General features: G+C 56.7%; 17 protein-coding genes. 15 read left to right on the top strand and 2 right to left on the bottom strand.

All coding sequences use genetic code 11. The features are described 5' to 3' along the window. Positions 1–244: 244 nt before the first annotated feature. The 7 genes from ACZYSM_RS04560 (at position 245) to ACZYSM_RS04530 (ending at position 6559) form a co-directional block, all read left to right on the top strand. Positions 245–1639: an OprD family porin gene (locus tag ACZYSM_RS04560; RefSeq protein WP_489069289.1), complete on the top strand. Its 1395-nt coding sequence runs from the start codon at positions 245–247 to the stop codon at positions 1637–1639. A gap of 293 nt (positions 1640–1932) precedes the next feature. Then, a complete protein-coding gene (locus ACZYSM_RS04555) occupies positions 1933–2571 on the top strand; it encodes a peroxiredoxin (protein ID WP_489069287.1) in 639 nt (212 codons plus the stop codon). A gap of 378 nt (positions 2572–2949) precedes the next feature. Further along, positions 2950–3543: an NADPH-dependent FMN reductase gene (ssuE, locus tag ACZYSM_RS04550; RefSeq protein WP_489069285.1), complete on the top strand. Its 594-nt coding sequence runs from the start codon at positions 2950–2952 to the stop codon at positions 3541–3543. An 89-nt stretch (positions 3544–3632) separates the two neighbouring features. After that, complete coding sequence (locus ACZYSM_RS04545) at positions 3633–4613, top strand: sulfonate ABC transporter substrate-binding protein (protein WP_489069284.1); 981 nt, start codon at positions 3633–3635, stop codon at positions 4611–4613. Between the two features lie 94 nt (positions 4614–4707). Next, entirely contained in the window at positions 4708–5496 is a 789-nt protein-coding gene (gene ssuC / locus ACZYSM_RS04540) for an aliphatic sulfonate ABC transporter permease SsuC (protein ID WP_489069282.1), read from the top strand. Continuing rightward, positions 5493–6302 (top strand): aliphatic sulfonates ABC transporter ATP-binding protein, encoded by an 810-nt coding sequence (gene ssuB / locus ACZYSM_RS04535; protein ID WP_489069280.1) that lies wholly within the window; start codon positions 5493–5495, stop codon positions 6300–6302. Before ssuC ends, ssuB begins: the two co-directional genes overlap by 4 nt. 41 nt (positions 6303–6343) lie before the next feature. Next, complete coding sequence (locus ACZYSM_RS04530) at positions 6344–6559, top strand: TOBE domain-containing protein (RefSeq protein WP_419113863.1); 216 nt, start codon at positions 6344–6346, stop codon at positions 6557–6559. Positions 6560–6673: 114 nt separating this feature from the next. Here the strand turns inward: ACZYSM_RS04530 and ACZYSM_RS04525 are convergent, their stop codons facing one another. Then, positions 6674–7309 (bottom strand): TetR/AcrR family transcriptional regulator, encoded by a 636-nt coding sequence (locus ACZYSM_RS04525; protein WP_489069277.1) that lies wholly within the window; start codon positions 7307–7309, stop codon positions 6674–6676. A 237-nt stretch (positions 7310–7546) separates the two neighbouring features. Further along, on the bottom strand, positions 7547–8923 hold the full coding sequence (locus ACZYSM_RS04520) for a glutamine synthetase family protein (protein WP_489069275.1): 1377 nt from the start codon (positions 8921–8923) through the stop codon (positions 7547–7549). A 278-nt stretch (positions 8924–9201) separates the two neighbouring features. Between ACZYSM_RS04520 and ACZYSM_RS04515 the strand changes: the two genes are divergently transcribed. The 8 genes from ACZYSM_RS04515 to ACZYSM_RS04480 all read left to right on the top strand — a co-directional run bounded on the left by ACZYSM_RS04515 (position 9202) and on the right by ACZYSM_RS04480 (position 18360). Continuing rightward, positions 9202–9978, top strand: a complete 777-nt coding sequence (locus ACZYSM_RS04515; protein WP_489069273.1) for a gamma-glutamyl-gamma-aminobutyrate hydrolase family protein — start codon at positions 9202–9204, stop codon at positions 9976–9978. 36 nt (positions 9979–10014) lie between these two features. Continuing rightward, positions 10015–11373, top strand: a complete 1359-nt coding sequence (locus ACZYSM_RS04510) for a glutamine synthetase family protein (RefSeq protein WP_489069271.1) — start codon at positions 10015–10017, stop codon at positions 11371–11373. 55 nt (positions 11374–11428) lie between these two features. After that, the gene (locus ACZYSM_RS04505) at positions 11429–12793 is read left to right on the top strand and encodes an aspartate aminotransferase family protein (protein ID WP_489069269.1); all 1365 of its coding nucleotides are present in this window, start codon (positions 11429–11431) and stop codon (positions 12791–12793) included. 168 nt (positions 12794–12961) lie between these two features. Further along, positions 12962–14074 carry a polyamine ABC transporter substrate-binding protein gene (locus tag ACZYSM_RS04500; RefSeq protein WP_489069267.1) on the top strand — a complete coding sequence of 371 codons (1113 nt, stop codon included), beginning with the start codon at positions 12962–12964 and terminating at the stop codon, positions 14072–14074. A 173-nt stretch (positions 14075–14247) separates the two neighbouring features. Beyond that, positions 14248–15342 carry a polyamine ABC transporter substrate-binding protein gene (locus ACZYSM_RS04495; RefSeq protein ID WP_489069265.1) on the top strand — a complete coding sequence of 365 codons (1095 nt, stop codon included), beginning with the start codon at positions 14248–14250 and terminating at the stop codon, positions 15340–15342. A 71-nt stretch (positions 15343–15413) separates the two neighbouring features. Then, complete coding sequence (locus tag ACZYSM_RS04490; RefSeq protein WP_489069263.1) at positions 15414–16556, top strand: ABC transporter ATP-binding protein; 1143 nt, start codon at positions 15414–15416, stop codon at positions 16554–16556. Then, a complete protein-coding gene (locus ACZYSM_RS04485; RefSeq protein WP_489069261.1) occupies positions 16553–17473 on the top strand; it encodes an ABC transporter permease subunit in 921 nt (306 codons plus the stop codon). The genes ACZYSM_RS04490 and ACZYSM_RS04485 overlap by 4 nt, the downstream gene beginning before the upstream one ends. Continuing rightward, positions 17470–18360 carry an ABC transporter permease subunit gene (locus ACZYSM_RS04480; RefSeq protein WP_489069259.1) on the top strand — a complete coding sequence of 297 codons (891 nt, stop codon included), beginning with the start codon at positions 17470–17472 and terminating at the stop codon, positions 18358–18360. The genes ACZYSM_RS04485 and ACZYSM_RS04480 overlap by 4 nt, the downstream gene beginning before the upstream one ends. The last annotated feature ends 116 nt before the right edge of the window (positions 18361–18476 follow it).

Below are 18476 nucleotides of genomic sequence, written 5' to 3'. Positions count from 1 at the left end.
ATGGCAAGCGTTATTCCTGAATGGTATGAAAAAGAATGAAATAATTCTTTTTGGGCTTATGGAAAATTCATTACCCTGCACGAACTAAATTACTGCCGTTAGACCATGGTCGTAGACACACATGGTTACGATTGACTTGTCAGTCACGGTACGGCGCTAATCGCGCAGCTGTGGATCGAGGGCGTAGACCCGAGACCAAGAAATAAAAAAATTAGAAACGATTAGAAACGAGAGGAGCGAAACAATGAACAAGTCCACGTTGGCCCTGGCTGTGGCCGTAGGGGTTATGGCGCAGCAGGCAGGCGCCGCCGGTTTCATCGAAGACAGCAAGGCCACCTTGGGTCTGCGCAACTTCTATATCAACAACGATAACCGTGACTCCGATGCTGGTACCGCCAAGGTCAAGGCAGGTGGTGTCCAGAACTACCAAGCCGAGTGGGGCCAAGGCTTCGACCTGCGATTCACGTCCGGCTTCACCCAGGGCACCGTTGGTTTCGGCATTGACGCCATTGGTCTGTTGGGCGTCAAGCTGGATTCCAGCGAAGCCAAGCACGGCAACCCGTTGGGTACTGCCTCTGGCGGTAACGTCTTCCCAACCGAAGGTAACCACGCTGTTGACGATTTCTCCAGCCTGGGCCTGACCGCCAAAGCCAAAATTTCGCAAACCGAACTGCGCCTCGGCACTTTGACGCCTAAAAACCCTGTGGTCGTGACCAACGACAGTCGTCTGGTCACTCAGACGTTCCAGGGCGGCCAGATCCAGTCGAACGATATCAAGGACCTGACCCTGACCGCAGGTCAGCTCGAGCACGCCAAAGGGCGTAACTCCAGCAACAACGAAGGCCTGTCCATCGCAGGCGCCAATGCCGGCTCCAATTACAATGCGGGCAAGTTCAGCAACAAGTTCTACTACGCTGGTGCCGACTACAAGCTCACCAAGGATCTGACCGCTTCGTACTACTTCGGCGAGCTGAAAGATTTCTACCAGCAGAACTTCCTGGGCCTGGTGCACAACTGGTCCATCGGTCCTGGCGTACTGAAAAGTGACTTGCGTTACTACCGCAGCCGCGACGACGGTAACAACGGTCACGACTCCGCCTACTTCACCTCCGGCTACTATCCGGACGACAGCCCGGTGACCAAAGGCAAGGTCGACAACAACCTGTACAGCGGCTTGTTCCTGTACTCGGTTGAAGGTCACACCTTCGGTGGCGGTTATCAATACAGCAATGGCGAAAGCGATTTCCCTTGGCTGAACCAGGGTGACGGCTCGTCCAACAGCACCATCACCGACATGCAAATCCAGAAGTTCGCCCGCGCTGGTGAACGTACCTGGCAGGGTCGCTACTCGTACGATTTCGCCAAGCTTGGTGTTCCAGGCCTGACCGCCGGCATCATTTACCTGCGCGGCAACAACATTGATACCACCGGTAAAGTCGGCGCGGCACAGACAACTACGCTGGGCAGCGGCACCACCGAGTGGGAGCGTGACATTGCCCTGGCTTACGTTGTGCCGGAAGGCCCGCTGAAAAACGTCGGGGTGACCTGGAAAAACGCCATGTGGCGCAACGACATCCCAGGTCAGCGCGACCAGGACGAAAACCGTCTGATCGTCAGCTACTCGATCCCGCTGTTGTAATACACGGTCTCTTGTAAACCGACGTAAAAAAGCCCCGCCCGGCGTAATGCCGAGCGGGGCTTTTGCTTTTTAAGTCAGGCCCATCCCCCGCAGCCTCTCCTTCATTGTCCTCTTTGCAGCGACCCAAGGCCTTCTCGACCCCAGATGAGAGGGGTGGTCTTTGCGTGTTCGTACGTCCACTGAATAGATTTTTTATATTCTGTTTAGGTCTAAATAAGTCAATATTTATTCTTTTTAAATAATCTTCAGTGCAGGCAGAGTAGGCTCAATAAGCACTCATCAGGAGCAGCACCATGAGCCTCAGACTTGGCGACATCGCCCCCGATTTCGAACAGGATTCCAGCGCCGGCACGATTCGTTTTCACGAGTGGCTCGGCGATAGCTGGGGCGTGCTGTTTTCCCATCCGGCGGACTTCACTCCGGTGTGCACCACAGAACTCGGTTTCACCGCCAGGCTCAAGGACGAATTCGCCAAGCGCGGCGTCAAGGCGATTGCCCTGTCGGTCGATCCGGTGGACTCGCACCACAAATGGATCGAAGACATCAACGAAACCCAGAACACCCTCGTCAACTTCCCGATCCTCGCCGACGCGGATCGCAAGGTCTGCGACCTCTACGACCTTGTCCATCCCAATGCCAATGACACCCTGACCGTGCGTTCGCTGTTCATCATCGACCCGAACAAAAAGGTGCGTTTGACCATTACCTATCCGGCCAGTACCGGGCGTAATTTTCATGAAATTTTGCGGGTGATCGATTCGCTGCAGCTCACCGACAACCACAAAGTGGCCACGCCGGCCAACTGGCAGGACGGTGACGAGGTGGTGATCGTGCCATCGCTCAAGGATGAAGAAGAGATCAAAAAACGCTTCCCGAAAGGCTACCGCGCGGTGAAGCCGTATCTGCGACTGACACCGCAACCGAACCGCTGATCTGAAATGCAAAACCTGTAGGAGCGAGGCTTGCCCGCGATCGAGTCGGGCCGCGTTCGGACGCAGCACTCGCAAATGGGGCGGTCCGGTATCACAGCTAGAATCGGGTGCTCAGGTTTTACGACTGCTGCGCAGCCGATCGCGGGCAAGCCTCGCTCCTACAGTTACTGACCGCGTACTTATCCACAAAGCAGGGGTTTCAGGCCGTTTCGACGGCCTGTTTTTTTTGCCTGGAGAAATGTTTTTCGTATATGCATTTAAAGAATAAACAAATGAACAAATAAGATTTATGGATATATAAATCAGCTGTTAAGGTCTGTTCATCTTAGCGAGATCGCAGAGAGCGAATCGCCAACAACCCCTTGAGGAATTATCTGCATGCTGGTCGTCTCACTCGGTGGAAGTCCCAGCCAACGCTCCCGTTCCGGGGTGCTGCTGGAACACTCCAAGCACTGGTTACAGCAGCAGGGTGTGGAGGTGGTGAGTTATCAGGTACGGGACTTCCCGGCCGAAGACTTGCTCCATGCGCGCTTCGACAGCCCAATGGTGATCAACCTGCTGCAACAGATTGAAAACGCCGATGGCCTGCTGATCGCCACGCCGGTTTACAAAGCGTCGTTCTCCGGCGCACTGAAGACCGTGCTCGATTTATTGCCAGAGCGCGCACTGAGCCACAAGGTTGTGTTGCCCATGGCCACCGGTGGCAGCATTGCTCACATGCTGGCAGTGGATTACGCACTCAAACCGGTGTTGTCGGCATTGAAGGCTCAGGAAATGCTCCACGGGATTTTCGCCGAAGACAGCCAGATAGCTTACGGCGAAGGCAGCGCCCAGGCGCAGTTGGCGCCGGTATTGGAACAACGCTTAAGCGAGGCGCTGGAACAGTTTTATAGCGCCATGGCGCGGCGGCCAAAGCCGATTGATCCGAATCTGTTGAATGAACGTTTGTTGAGTGCTCGCTGGAGCATTTAAGCCTTACTTGAATTTGATGTACTCGCCTTACTCGCCCGCTAACGGGCAAGCAGGTGCAGCCAAAACCCAACAGCAAAAAGGAGAGCGCTATGCGCACTGTCATTTTGCGTCGTGGTCTGGTCGCTCTGTTTGCTGCGGCTGTGTCCTTCGGCGTTATTACTCAAGCTCAGGCAAGCGCTACCAACGAAGGCGCGCTGCGCATTGGCTATCAGAAATACGGCACCCTGGTGCTGCTCAAAGCCAAAGGCTCGCTGGAAAAGCGTTTGGCAGAGCAGGGCATTCAGGTGCAATGGACTGAATTTCCCGGCGGCCCGCAACTGCTCGAAGGGTTGAACGTCGGTTCCATCGATTTCGGCGTGACCGGTGAAACTCCTCCGGTGTTCGCTCAGGCGGCCGGTGCCGATTTGCTCTACGTGGCTTATGAGCCGCCAGCGCCGACCAGCGAAGCGATCCTCGTCCCGAAAGACTCGCCAATCAAATCGGTGAAAGACCTCAAGGGCAAGAAAGTCGTCCTCAACAAAGGCTCCAATGTTCACTACCTGTTAGTGCGCGCCCTCGAAGATGCCGGCCTCAAGTACACCGATATCCAGACCGTATTCCTGCCACCGGCCGATGCCCGTGCTGCGTTCGAGCGCGGTAGCGTCGATGCCTGGGTGATCTGGGACCCGTACCAGGCTGCGGCCGAACAGCAGCTGCAAGCACGTACCCTGCGTGACGGCAGCGGCATAGTCGACAACCATCAGTTCTATCTGGCAACCAAACCCTACGCCGAAAAACACCCGCAAGTGATCAAGGCGCTGGTGGAAGAAGTGCGCGCAGTCGGCGAGTGGTCCAGGGCCAATCCTGAAGACGTGACCCAACAGGTTTCGACACTGCTCGGCCTGCCCGCAGACATCACCCTGACCTCGGTGAAACGCCAGGGTTACGGCGCGCTGTTCCTCACCCCCGAAGTGGTCGCCGCTCAGCAAAAAATCGCCGACAGCTTTTACCAACTCAAGCTGATCCCGAAACCGCTGAGCATCAAAGACGTGATCTGGACGCCTCCGGCGACCGTTGCCAAAGCGCCGTAACTCCAATTCCTTAGGAGACAACTCCATGAACCTCACTATTTTTCGGTTCCTGCCCGTTCTTCCTAAACCTGCGTCCCAGAGCTGAGGAGCGGCGATGAAGACCCACAAAATTATCCACAGCCTTGCGCCGTGGGCCTTGCCGGTGTTGTTGCTGGCGGTGTGGCAGTTGTCGGTATCGGCGGGCTGGTTGTCGACGCGGATTCTGCCGGCACCGAGTGCGGTGATCGAGGCCGGTGTGAGTCTGGTTCGCAGCGGCGAAATCTGGACCCATCTGGCAATCAGCGGCTGGCGCGCGGCGGTTGGCTTCTTGATCGGCGGCAGCATCGGTTTGATCCTGGGCTTTATCACTGGCCTGTCGAAGTGGGGCGAACGTCTGCTCGACAGTTCAGTGCAGATGATCCGCAACGTGCCGCATCTGGCGCTGATTCCGCTGGTGATTCTGTGGTTTGGCATCGATGAGTCGGCGAAGATTTTCCTGGTGGCGTTGGGCACTGTGTTCCCGATCTACCTCAACACCTATCACGGCATTCGCAACGTCGACCCGGCGCTGGTGGAAATGGCCCGCAGTTATGGTTTGTCCGGTTTTGGGTTGTTCCGTCAGGTGATTTTACCGGGAGCATTGCCTTCGATTCTGGTGGGTGTGCGCTTTGCGCTGGGCTTTATGTGGCTGACGTTGATCGTCGCTGAAACCATCTCCGCCAGTTCTGGCATCGGTTACCTGGCGATGAATGCCCGGGAGTTCTTGCAGACCGATGTGGTGGTGCTGGCGATCCTCTTGTACGCGGTACTCGGCAAATTGGCCGACCTTGCGGCCCGCGGTTTGGAGCGTGTCTGGTTGCGCTGGCATCCGGCCTATCAAGTGGCCAAAGGCGGTGCGGTATGACGGCTCAACAACTACCACCTCGCTTGCTGCGCGGGATTCCGCTGGCGGTGCGCAAGCTGCAAAAAACGTTCGGTCAACGGCAGGTGTTGCGCGAAATCGGCTTGCATATCCCTGCTGGTCAGTTTGTCGCCGTGGTCGGGCGCAGCGGTTGCGGCAAAAGTACCTTGCTGCGCCTGCTCGCCGGTCTCGACAAACCCACGGGCGGTGAATTGCTCGCAGGTTCAGCGCCATTGAGCGAGGCGATCGAAGACACCCGCTTGATGTTTCAGGAAGCGCGTTTGCTGCCCTGGAAAAAAGTCATCGACAACGTGGGGCTCGGGCTCAAGGGCAACTGGCGGCCGCAAGCATTGCAAGCGCTGGACGCCGTCGGCCTGGCGGATCGCGCCAACGAGTGGCCAGCAGCATTGTCCGGTGGGCAGAAGCAGCGTGTCGCACTGGCCCGCGCATTGATTCATCAACCTCGGTTGCTGTTGCTCGACGAACCGCTGGGCGCACTGGATGCGCTGACCCGTATCGAGATGCAGCAATTGATCGAACGCCTTTGGCAGAAACACGGATTTACCGTGCTGCTGGTGACCCACGACGTCAGTGAAGCCGTGGCGATTGCTGATCGGGTGATTCTGATCGAAGACGGCGAAATCGGCCTCGACGTGCAAGTGGAACTTCCGCGCCCTCGGGTTCGCGGATCCCATCGGCTGGCGGCGCTGGAAACCGAAGTCCTTAACCGCGTGTTGTCACTCCCCGGTTCGCCACCTGAACCGGAACCCGTTTCACCCTTGCCAACGCAATTGCGTTGGGCCCAGTAACTCCGCTCCAAAAACCTCTTACCCAAACAGGAATACAGCTCATGACCATTAAAGCCATCAACGTTCGCAACCAGTTCAAAGGCACCATCAAGGAAATCGTAGAGGGTGATGTTCTGTCGGAAATCGACGTGCAGACCGCATCCGGCGTGGTCACTTCGGTGATCACCACGCGCTCGGTCAAAGAACTGGAACTGGTCGTCGGCAGTGAAGTGATTGCCTTTGTGAAATCCACCGAGGTATCGATCGCCAAGTTGTAAGCAGTGGGCTACAGACAACCCCGAAGGGCTTAAGCCCTTCGGGGTTTTTTATGTGCGCAGTGTTGGCCGTCAAGATTGCATGCCTGTGTAGGAGCTGCCGCAGGCGGCGATCTTTTAAAGCACTTTACGTTTGGGCAAATACGGCGGCAGATACAGCCCCAGATAGGCATCGAACACCCGCATGCCTTCCTCGGCCATGCGCGGGGTGATCTGCCCATGCTGCTGCACTGATCGGGCGTACACCCGATCGCCCAGTTCCATGGCCAACGCAAACACATCGACATCCTTCGGCAGCGAGGGCAGTTCGAAATGTTGATCGAACAATTTGTGCATCAGGTCGCCGAGCTCGATGTCGTGCTGGCGGTCGGCTTGGGTGACTTCGGTCAGGCCGTGCTGAGCGAGGATCAGCTGGCGGGCGGCGGCGTCTTCGCTGTAGATGCTCAGCATGCGCTGCTCCACCAGCCGCGACAGGTCGCGCCAGCCATTGAGGGAATTATGTTCGATGGGCGCTTGCAGGCAGGCGCGAAAAGCCGCGTGAACATCGGCGGTCAAGGCTTCGAGCAGGGCCGGGACGCTGGCGAAAAAGTGATAGACCGACGACGGCGGAATCTGCGCACCGGCAGCCACGCTATAGATCGACAGGCTGGCCACGCCCTCGGCGGCAAGCAGCGTGCGGGCGGCGTCGAGTATCGAATCGATCCGGGCCTGGCTGCGTGCGCGGGGTTTGCGGATAGTGGCGGGGCGCGTCATTTGAGTCTCCTGCAGGGCAGCGGGCATTGTACGAGCAGGGTTTGATGTTGTCTGCAAGGACGCCATCGCGAGCAGGCTCGCTCCCACATGGATTAATGTTGATCACATGATTGAGGGCTGCCACAGAGCCTGTAGGAGCGAGCTTGCTCGCGATGAATGCAACTCGGTCTGGCTGAATAAACCCATAAAAAACGCCGCAGGCTGTGGGCCGGCGGCGTTGTTTTTTACTGCAACCGCTTACACGGTATGCAGGTACCAGTTGTACTCGAGGTCGGAGATGGAGTGTTCGAACTCCTCCAGCTCGCTCTCTTTACAGGCGACGAAGATATCGATGTATTTCGGGTCGATATAACGGGCCATGACTTCGCTGTCGTCCAGCTCGCGCAATGCATCGCGCAGGTTGTTCGGCAGGCTCTGCTCGTTCTGCTCGTAGGAGTTACCTTCGACCGGAGCGCCAGGTTCGATCTTGTTGGTCAGACCGTGGTGCACGCCTGCCAGAACCGAAGCCATCAACAGGTACGGGTTGGCGTCGGCGCCGGCAACGCGGTGCTCCAGACGTACTGCATCGGCGGAACCTGTCGGTACGCGCAAGGCTACCGTACGGTTATCCAGACCCCAGCACGGCGAGTTCGGCACGTAGAACTGTGCGCCGAAACGACGGTACGAGTTGACGTTCGGGCAGAGGAACGCCATCTGCGCCGGTAGGGTCTCGAGCACACCGCCGATCGCGTGACGCAATGCGGCGTTCTGCTCGGGATCCTCACTGGCAAAGATGTTCTTGCCTTCTTTATCAAGGATCGAGATGTGCACGTGCAGACCGTTACCCGCCTGGCCTGGGTAAGGCTTGGCCATGAAGGTGGTGTCCATCTCATGGTCGTAGGCGATGTTTTTGATCAGACGTTTGAGCAGTACCGCGTAATCGCAGGCCTTAATCGGATCGGCAACGTGGTGCAGGTTCACTTCGAACTGCGCCGGAGCACTTTCCTTGACGATCGCGTCGGCAGGGATGCCTTGCTCTTTCGCACCTTCCAGAATGTCCTGGAGGCAGTCGACGTATTCGTCGAGGTCGTCGATCAGGTAGACCTGTGTCGAGTGCGGGCGTTTACCGGAGATTGGCGAGCGGGGAGGTTGTGGCCGTCCATTCACGTTCTCCTGGTCAATCAGGTAGAACTCAAGCTCAAATGCGGCGCAAATGGTCAGACCGAGGTCGTCGAATTTGCTGACAACTTGTCGCAAGACTTCGCGAGGATCGGCGAAGAAAGGTTCACCTTCGATTTCGTGCATGGTCATTAACAGTTGCGCGGTCGGGCGCTTCTGCCAAGGTTCATTGCACAGGGTGTCAGGGATTGGATAACAGATTCGGTCAGCATCACCGATGTCCAGACCCAGACCGGTGCTTTCCACCGTTGAGCCATTGATATCCAGAGCAAATAGAGAGGCCGGCAGGTTGATGCCTTTCTCGTAAACCTTGTGGAGGCTGGTGCGTTCAATGCGCTTACCGCGCACCACACCATTCATATCCGCAATCAGAAGGTCAACGTACAGAACCTCAGGATGTTCCTTAAGGAACGCGTTCGCTTCGTTAAGCTGAACGGCACGCGGGGGTACCGACATGATGCAACACCTTTGTTGTTAAAAATATCAATCATTGATCTCTTCGGGATTCAGTCAACCCGAACGGCATGCCGAAGTCAAGCGAGGCCTTTTTTGCCCTGAAAAAGCGCTTGAAGGGCATTTTTTGAGCAATTTAGGGCGTTTTTTTAACTTTAGGGTCTTTGGCGCCCGCAGGCTTGAGCGGGCCGTGTTGTATTTTTTACGGGGGTGTTGTGTAAAAAAATGAACAAGGCTAAGCTCGATTCAAACCCATAACAGCAATAATACCGGGGTGCTTCATGTCTCGCCTGCCGTTAATCGGCGTCACCGCCTGCTCTAAGCAGATCGGTTTGCATGCTTATCACATCAGTGGCGATAAGTACGTCCGCGCAGTCGCAGTCGCTGCCAAGGGCTTGCCATTGATTCTTCCGTCTCTGGCGGAACTGCTCGATCCGACCGATATTCTTGACGGTCTGGATGGCATTCTCTTTACCGGCTCTCCTTCCAACGTCGAACCCTTTCACTATAGCGGACCTGCCAGCGCGCGGGGGACTGCTCATGATCCTGAACGCGATCGCACCACCCTCCCGTTGATTCGTGCCGCTGTTGCGGCGGGCGTTCCGGTGCTCGGGATTTGTCGCGGTTTCCAGGAAATGAACGTGGCGTTCGGCGGCAGTCTGCATCAGAAGGTTCATGAGGTTGGCACATTCATGGACCATCGTGAGAACGACAACGAGCCACTTGAAATGCAATACGCCCCCAGCCATCCGATGCACATTGAGTCGGGCGGCGTCCTGGCGGGTCTGGGTCTGCCGAGCGAAATTTCCGTCAATTCGATTCATGGTCAGGGCGTTGAACGTCTGGCGCCGGGCCTGCGTGTAGAGGCCAGGGCTCCCGACGGGCTGATCGAATCAATCTCCGTCGAGGGAGGCAAGGCTTTTGCTTTAGGTGTGCAGTGGCACCCTGAATGGCAAGTAAGCTCCAACCCCCATTACCTTGCCATCTTCCAGGCATTTGGCGATGCCTGTCGCAAGCGGGCAACACAACGCGACGCGGATGCGTCAACTAACGCCTGACTTATACAAGTCAGGAAACTCAGCCTAGAGGCATTTATGAGTAACAACCTCGACCAGCTCACCGATTGGTTGAAAGACCATAAGATCACAGAAGTCGAATGCATGATTGGTGACCTAACCGGGATTACCCGCGGCAAGATTTCGCCGACCAACAAGTTCATTGCCGAGAAAGGCATGCGCTTGCCCGAGAGTGTGCTGTTGCAAACAGTGACGGGCGACTATGTCGAAGATGACATCTATTACGAGCTCCTCGATCCGGCAGACATCGACATGATCTGCCGTCCCGATCAGAACGCGGTATTTCTCGTGCCCTGGGCCATCGAGCCCACGGCCCAGGTGATTCACGACACCTACGACAAGCAGGGCAACCCGATCGAGTTGTCGCCGCGCAACGTGCTCAAGAAGGTCCTGAAGCTCTATTCCGATAGGGGCTGGCAGCCGATTGTGGCGCCAGAAATGGAGTTCTACCTGACCAAACGCTGCGAAGACCCGGACTTCCCGTTGCAGCCGCCGATTGGCCGCTCCGGTCGCCCGGAAACCGGTCGCCAGTCCTTCTCTATAGAAGCAGCCAACGAATTCGACCCATTGTTCGAAGACGTCTACGACTGGTGCGAGCTGCAGGAACTGGATCTCGACACATTGATCCATGAAGACGGCACAGCGCAGATGGAAATCAACTTCCGTCACGGCGATGCCCTGTCCCTGGCTGACCAGATTCTGGTGTTCAAGCGGACCATGCGCGAAGCGGCGCTCAAGCACAACGTTGCCGCGACCTTCATGGCCAAGCCGATGACCGGTGAGCCTGGCAGTGCCATGCACTTGCACCAGAGCATCATCGACATCGAGACGGGTAAAAACGTCTTCTCTAATGACGATGGTTCGATGAGCGAGTTGTTCCTGCACCACATCGGTGGCTTGCAGAAGTTCATCCCCGAGTTGTTGCCGCTGTTCGCGCCGAACGTCAACTCGTTCCGTCGCTTCCTGCCGGACACTTCGGCACCAGTGAACGTGGAGTGGGGCGAAGAGAACCGCACCGTTGGCCTGCGGGTACCCGATGCTGGCCCGCAGAACCGCCGGGTGGAAAACCGCCTGCCGGGCGCTGACGCCAACCCGTACCTGGCCATCGCTGCGAGCCTGCTGTGCGGTTTCATCGGCATGGTCGAGGCCATTAACCCGAGTGCACCCGTGGTCGGACGTGGTTATGAACGACGCAATTTGCGTCTGCCGTTGACCATCGAAGATGCGCTGGAGCGCATGGAACGCAGCGCCACCATCGAGAAGTACCTGGGCAAGAAATTCATTACTGGCTACGTCGCGGTCAAGCGGGCCGAGCATGAAAACTTCAAGCGCGTGATCAGTTCGTGGGAACGGGAATTCCTGCTGTTCGCCGTCTGATGCGCCGGGTGCGGTTGAGAGAGACCGCACTTTAACCTGAACTTAGGAGATTCGTATGACCAGCAACAACCCGCAAACCCGTGAATGGCAAGCCCTGAGCAATGATCACCACCTGGCCCCTTTCAGCGACTTCAAACAGCTGAAAGAGAAAGGCCCGCGGATCATCACTAACGCCAAAGGCGTTTACCTCTGGGACAGCGAAGGCAACAAGATCCTCGACGGCATGGCCGGTCTCTGGTGCGTGGCTATCGGTTACGGTCGCGATGAACTGGCCGATGCCGCCAGCAAACAGATGCGTGAATTGCCTTATTACAACCTGTTCTTCCAGACCGCTCACCCGCCGGTACTGGAATTGGCCAAGGCTATCGCCGACATCGCACCTGAAGGCATGAACCACGTGTTTTTCACCGGTTCCGGCTCCGAAGGCAACGACACCATGCTGCGTATGGTCCGCCACTACTGGGCGATCAAAGGCCAGCCGAACAAGAAAGTCATCATCAGCCGTGTCAACGGCTACCACGGTTCGACCGTGGCCGGCGCGAGCCTGGGCGGCATGAAATATATGCACGAACAGGGCGACTTGCCGATCCCGGGCATCGTGCATATCCCGCAGCCGTACTGGTTCGGTGAAGGTGGCGACATGAGTCCGGAAGAGTTCGGCATCTGGGCTGCTGATCAACTGGAGAAGAAAATCCTCGAGCTGGGCGTCGACAACGTCGGTGCTTTCATTGCCGAGCCGATCCAGGGCGCGGGCGGCGTGATCGTGCCGCCAGACAGCTACTGGCCGCGCATCAAAGAGATCCTCGCCAAGTACGACATTTTGTTTGTCGCCGATGAAGTGATTTGTGGTTTCGGCCGTACCGGTGAGTGGTTCGGTACCGATTTCTACGACCTCAAACCAGACATGATGACCATCGCCAAGGGCCTGACTTCCGGTTACATCCCTATGGGTGGCCTGATCGTGCGTGACGAAGTGGTCGCGGTGCTCAACGAAGGTGGCGATTTCAACCACGGTTTCACCTACTCCGGGCACCCGGTAGCGGCTGCGGTCGCACTGGAAAACATCCGCATCCTGCGCGACGAGAAAATTATCGAGCGCGTTCATGCAGAAACGGCACCTTATTTGCAAAAGCGTCTACGGGAACTGAATGATCACCCGCTGGTGGGTGAAGTTCGTGGCGTCGGTCTGTTGGGAGCCATCGAGTTGGTTCAGGACAAGGCCACCCGTGCGCGGTATGTCGGGAAGGGCGCTGGCATGATCTGCCGGCAATTCTGCTTCGACAACGGGCTGATCATGCGCGCCGTGGGCGACACCATGATCATTGCTCCGCCACTGGTGATCAGTCATGCCGAGATCGACGAACTGGTGACTAAAGCTCGCAAGTGTCTGGATCTGACCTTGAGTGCATTGCAAAGCTAAGTGCTAGGCTCTGAGCGGGGTGCGAAGTTGGCACTCCGCTCGGTGCAAACAAAGGATGGGTCTTTCCTTGAAAGCCCGTGTTGGATCTTGCCAGACTACCCACTGTTCCAGTTGCCTGGGAATTGGCCACTGAACATGTGATTAAAAAGAATAATTGGAGCATGACGCATGAAGGCATTTGGTTTAAAGAACGCTGGCAAGACCCTCCTCGCTTTGTCCCTGATGGGCGTGATGGCTGGCGCGGCCCAGGCCGATGACAAGGTGCTGCACGTGTACAACTGGTCCGATTACATCGCACCGGACACCATCAAGAAGTTTGAAACCGAGTCGGGGATCAAGGTCGTCTACGACGTTTTCGACAGTAACGAAACCCTTGAAGCCAAGTTACTGGCAGGCAAGTCCGGTTACGACATCGTCGTACCGTCCAACAACTTCCTGGCCAAACAGATTAAAGCCGGGGTTTACCAGGAACTGGACAAGTCCAAGCTGCCTAACTGGAAAAACCTCAACGAGTCGCTGCTCAAAGCGGTATCGGTGAGCGACCCGGGCAACAAACACGCTTTTCCTTATATGTGGGGCTCGATCGGTATCGGCTTTAACGCCGAGAAGGTCAAAGCAGTACTGGGTGCCGACGCACCGACCAATTCCTGGGATTTGATCTTCAAGCCGGAAAACGCTGCGAAGCTGAAGTCGTGCGGTATCAGCGTCCTCGATTCGCCGACCGAGATGATTCCAATCGCGCTGCACTACCTCGGTTACCCAACCGACAGCCAGGACAAGAAGCAACTGGCCGAAGCTGAAGCGCTGTTCATGAAAATCCGTCCATCGATTGGCTATTTCCACTCTTCCAAGTACATCTCGGATCTTGCCAACGGCAACATCTGCGTAGCTATCGGTTATTCGGGTGACGTCTACCAGGCTAAGTCCCGTGCGGCAGAAGCCGGTGACAAAGTTAAGGTCAGCTACAACATTCCGAAAGAAGGTGCTGGCAGCTTCTACGACATGGTCGCTATCCCTAAAGATGCGGAAAACGTCGAAGGCGCCTACAAGTTCATGACCTTCCTGCAGAAGCCGGAAATCATGGCTGAAATCACCAACGCCGTGCGTTTCCCGAACGGTAACGCGGCTGCAACCGCACTGGTCGATAAAGCAATTACCAGCGACCCAGGCATTTATCCGCCAGCGGATGTGCAGGCCAAGCTGTATGCCATTGCCGACTCACCGGCCGCTACCCAGCGAATCCTGACCCGCAGCTGGACCAAAATCAAATCGGGTAAATAACCGTAAGACCCTGTAGCCGCTGCCGCAGGTGGCGGCTACAGAATTTAAATGACAGAAAGTTTTGCTGAATCGGGTTATCGAGGGTAAGTTGCGCGCCGGTTTTGTTGCCGGGCAGCCATGGCTGTCATGTAACGCGGGCACGACTGCGGCCCAACTATTTAGAGGACCTCCACTTGCCTATTTCTTTTTTTCGCAATGCCATGCTGGTAGGTACTGGCCTGACGCTGGCCGTCAGTGTTCAATCGGCACCCACCGTGCATATTTATAACTGGTCGGACTATATCGGTCAGACGACCCTGGTGGACTTCAATAAAGCCACTGGCATCAAGCCGGTGTATGACGTATTCGATTCCAATGAAACCCTGGAAGGCAAGTTGCTGGCCGGGCGTACCGGTTATGACGTGGTCGTACCGTCCAACCATTTCTTGGGCAAGCAGATCAAGGCCGGGGCATTCCAGAAGCTCGACAAGTCAAAGTTGCCGAACTATTCGAACCTCGACCCGGAGTTGCTCAAACGCCTGGAGAAGAACGATCCGGGCAACCAATACGCGGTGCCTTACCTATGGGGCACCAACGGCATCGGCTACAACGTCGAGAAGGTCAAGGCGGTGCTGGGTGTCGACAAGATCGACTCCTGGAGCGTGCTGTTCGAGCCTGAGAACATCAAGAAGCTGCACAGTTGTGGCGTAGCGTTCCTCGACTCCGCCGATGAAATGATGCCCACGGTCCTCAACTACATGGGCCTGAACGCCAACAGCACCAACCCCGAAGATTACAAAAAGGCTGAAGCCAAGTTGCTGGCGGTGCGGCCTTACGTGACTTACTTCCACTCTTCCAAGTACATCTCGGACCTGGCCAACGGCGACATCTGCGTCGCGGTCGGCTTCTCCGGCGACATCTTCCAGGCCAAGGCCCGTGCGGGTGAAGCCGGTAAAGGTGTAAATATCGCCTACGCGATTCCGAAAGAGGGCGGCGCGCTCTGGTTCGACATGCTGGCGATTCCGAAGGATTCGGCCAACGTCAAGGAAGCCCATGCCTTCATCAACTATTTGCTGAAACCTGAAGTCATCGCTCAGGTCAGTGATTACGTCGGCTACGCCAACCCAAACCCCGGGTCGGACAAACTGATGGAACAGTCCATACGCACCGACGAAGCGGTTTATCCGCCGCAAGCAGTCCTCGACAAGACCTACGTGTCTATCGAGCTACCACCGACCATTCAACGTTTAATGACCCGCAGCTGGACCAAGGTCAAGTCGGGTAAATAGCTTCAAAGGCTCAAACTATCCAAGGTTCGCCTGCATTGGGCGAACTGCAAATTTTGTTGGGAGTTTCGTAAATGGCAGTTGCCTCCGGCGCCTATAAGAAAGCCCTCGAGGGCGACCAATTACCTAAACAGGTATTGGTCAAAATCGACCGGGTCACGAAGAAGTTCGACGAGACGATTGCAGTGGACGATGTGTCCCTGGAAATCAAGAAAGGCGAGATTTTCGCTTTGCTCGGCGGCTCGGGATCGGGCAAATCCACCCTGCTGCGAATGCTCGCAGGTTTCGAGCGACCAACGGAGGGGCGCATTTTTCTCGATGGTGTGGATATCACTGACATGCCGCCGTACGAGCGGCCGATCAACATGATGTTCCAGTCCTATGCCTTGTTCCCGCACATGACTGTGGCGCAGAACATCGCCTTCGGCCTCAAGCAGGACAAGATTCCGGCGTCTGAAGTCGACGCTCGTGTGACGGAGATGCTCAAGCTGGTACAGATGAGCCAATACGCCAAGCGCAAACCGCATCAACTGTCCGGTGGTCAGCGTCAGCGAGTGGCACTTGCTCGCTCTCTGGCCAAGCGACCGAAGTTGTTGCTGCTCGACGAGCCAATGGGTGCGCTGGACAAGAAGCTGCGCTCGCAAATGCAGCTTGAGCTGGTTGAGATCATCGAGCGGGTCGGCGTGACCTGCGTGATGGTGACCCACGACCAGGAAGAAGCCATGACCATGGCTGAACGCATTGCGATCATGCACCTGGGCTGGATCGCCCAAATCGGTAGCCCGATCGACATCTACGAAACCCCGACCAGCCGTCTGGTCTGCGAATTCATCGGTAACGTCAACATCTTCGAAGGCCAAGTGGTGGACGACGCCGAGGGCCATGCACTCATTACCTGCAAGGATCTGGATCGCAACATCTACGTGGGCCACGGCGTCAGCACCTCGGTGCAGGACAAGTCCATCACCTACGCAATTCGCCCGGAAAAACTGCTGGTCACCTCCGAGATGCCGACCTGCGAATACAACTGGTCGAGCGGCAAAGTGCATGACATCGCCTACCTCGGTGGGCATTCGGTGTTCTACGTCGAATTGCCAAACGGAAAACTGGTCCAGTCGTTCGTGGCCAACGCTGAACGCCGTGGCGCGCGGCCTACCTGGGGTGACCAGGTCTACGTCTGGTGGGAAGACGACAGCGGCGTGGTACTTCGCTCATGAACATGAAAAAATTCAAGCGCCAGCTACAACGAATAACACCCGGTGGCCGTCAATTGGTCATCGGGATACCGTTCCTCTGGCTGTTCATGTTCTTCATGCTGCCGTTCTTCATCGTTATGAAGATCAGTTTCGCAGAAGCCGACGTGGCCATTCCGCCGTATACCGAGATCTACAGCTACGTCGAGCACAAGGTGCAACTGCTGCTCAACCTCGGTAACTACGCGATGCTGGGTGACGACGAGTTGTACATCGCCGCTTACCTTGGCTCGTTGAAGATGGCTTTTTTCAGCACCATCCTCTGCTTGCTGATTGGTTATCCGATGGCCTATGCCATCGCCAGCGCACGCAAGGAAATGCAGACCGTGCTGGTGCTGCTGATCATGATGCCGACCTGGACGGCGATCCTGATCCGCGTTTACGCGTGGATGGGCATCCTCAGCAACAATGGCCTGCTCAACGGCTTTCTGATGTCGATGGGCTGGATCAACGAACCGCTGCAGATACTCAATACCAACCTGGCGGTCTATATCGGCGTGGTTTACTCCTACCTGCCGTTTATGATCCTGCCGCTCTACGCCAACCTGGTGAAGCACGACAACAGTCTGCTGGAAGCTGCGTCGGACCTGGGCTCTAGCACCTTCAATAGCTTCTGGAAAATCACCGTCCCGCTGTCCAAGAACGGCATCATCGCCGGCTGCATGCTGGTGTTCATTCCTGTAGTGGGTGAGTTCGTGATCCCGGAACTGCTCGGCGGGCCGGAAACCCTGATGATCGGTAAAGTGCTCTGGCAAGAGTTCTTCAATAACCGTGACTGGCCGGTGGCGTCCGCCTTGGCCGTGGTGATGCTGGCGATCCTGATTGTGCCGATCATCCTCTTCAACCGTAGTCAGGCTAAAGAAATGGAGGGCAAAGAATGAAGCGCTTCAGTTTTTCAAGCCTGATGCTGATATTGGGGCTGGTGTTCATCTACGCGCCGATGCTGATCCTGGTGATCTACTCGTTCAACGCCTCGAAACTGGTGACGGTATGGGGTGGTTGGTCGATCAAGTGGTACGTGGGCCTGCTGGACAACACGCAACTGATGGGCTCGGTCGTCCGCTCGCTGGAGATCGCCTGCTACACGGCGTTCGCCGCGGTGATACTGGGTACGCTGGCAGCGTTCGTGCTGACTCGCATTACCCGCTTCAAGGGACGCACGCTATTCGGTGGCCTGGTCACTGCGCCATTGGTGATGCCCGAAGTGATCACCGGCCTGTCGCTGTTGCTGCTGTTCGTTGCCATGGCGCAGATGATCGGCTGGCCGCAAGAGCGCGGCATCCTCACCATCTGGATCGCCCACACGACGTTCTGTGCGGCCTATGTAGCGGTGGTGGTCTCGGCACGCTTGCGTGAGCTGGACCTGTCTATCGAAGAAGCGGCTATGGACCTTGGTGCGCGGCCGTGGAAGGTGTTCTTCCTGATCACCATCCCGATGATCGCGCCATCGTTGGGGGCGGGCGGCATGATGTCCTTCGCCCTTTCGCTGGATGACCTGGTGTTGGCGAGCTTTGTGTCGGGTCCGGGTTCGACGACCTTGCCGATGGAGGTCTTCTCGGCCGTGCGTCTGGGTGTGAAACCCGAGATCAACGCCGTGGCCAGCCTGATCCTGCTGGTGGTGTCGTTGGTGACCTTCCTCGTCTGGTTCTTTAGCCGCCGTGCTGAAGAAAGTCGCAAACGCGCAGTCCAGCAAGCCATCGATGAAGGCGCTGCTGACTCGTGGAAACAACCGGACATACGCCGCGCCCAGGCGCCGGAAGCGGCTTAATACCTGATGCCGGGTTGACCACATTCCTGTGGCCAACCCGGGCCAATGTGGGAGCGGGCTTGCTCGCGAAGACGGACTGACATTCAACATCTACTTTGACTGAAACACCGCTTTCG

This window comes from Pseudomonas sp. F220 (assembly GCF_057813935.1).
The sequence above is the reverse complement of the archived record's forward strand: the minus strand, read 5'-3'. Positions and strand labels throughout refer to the sequence as shown.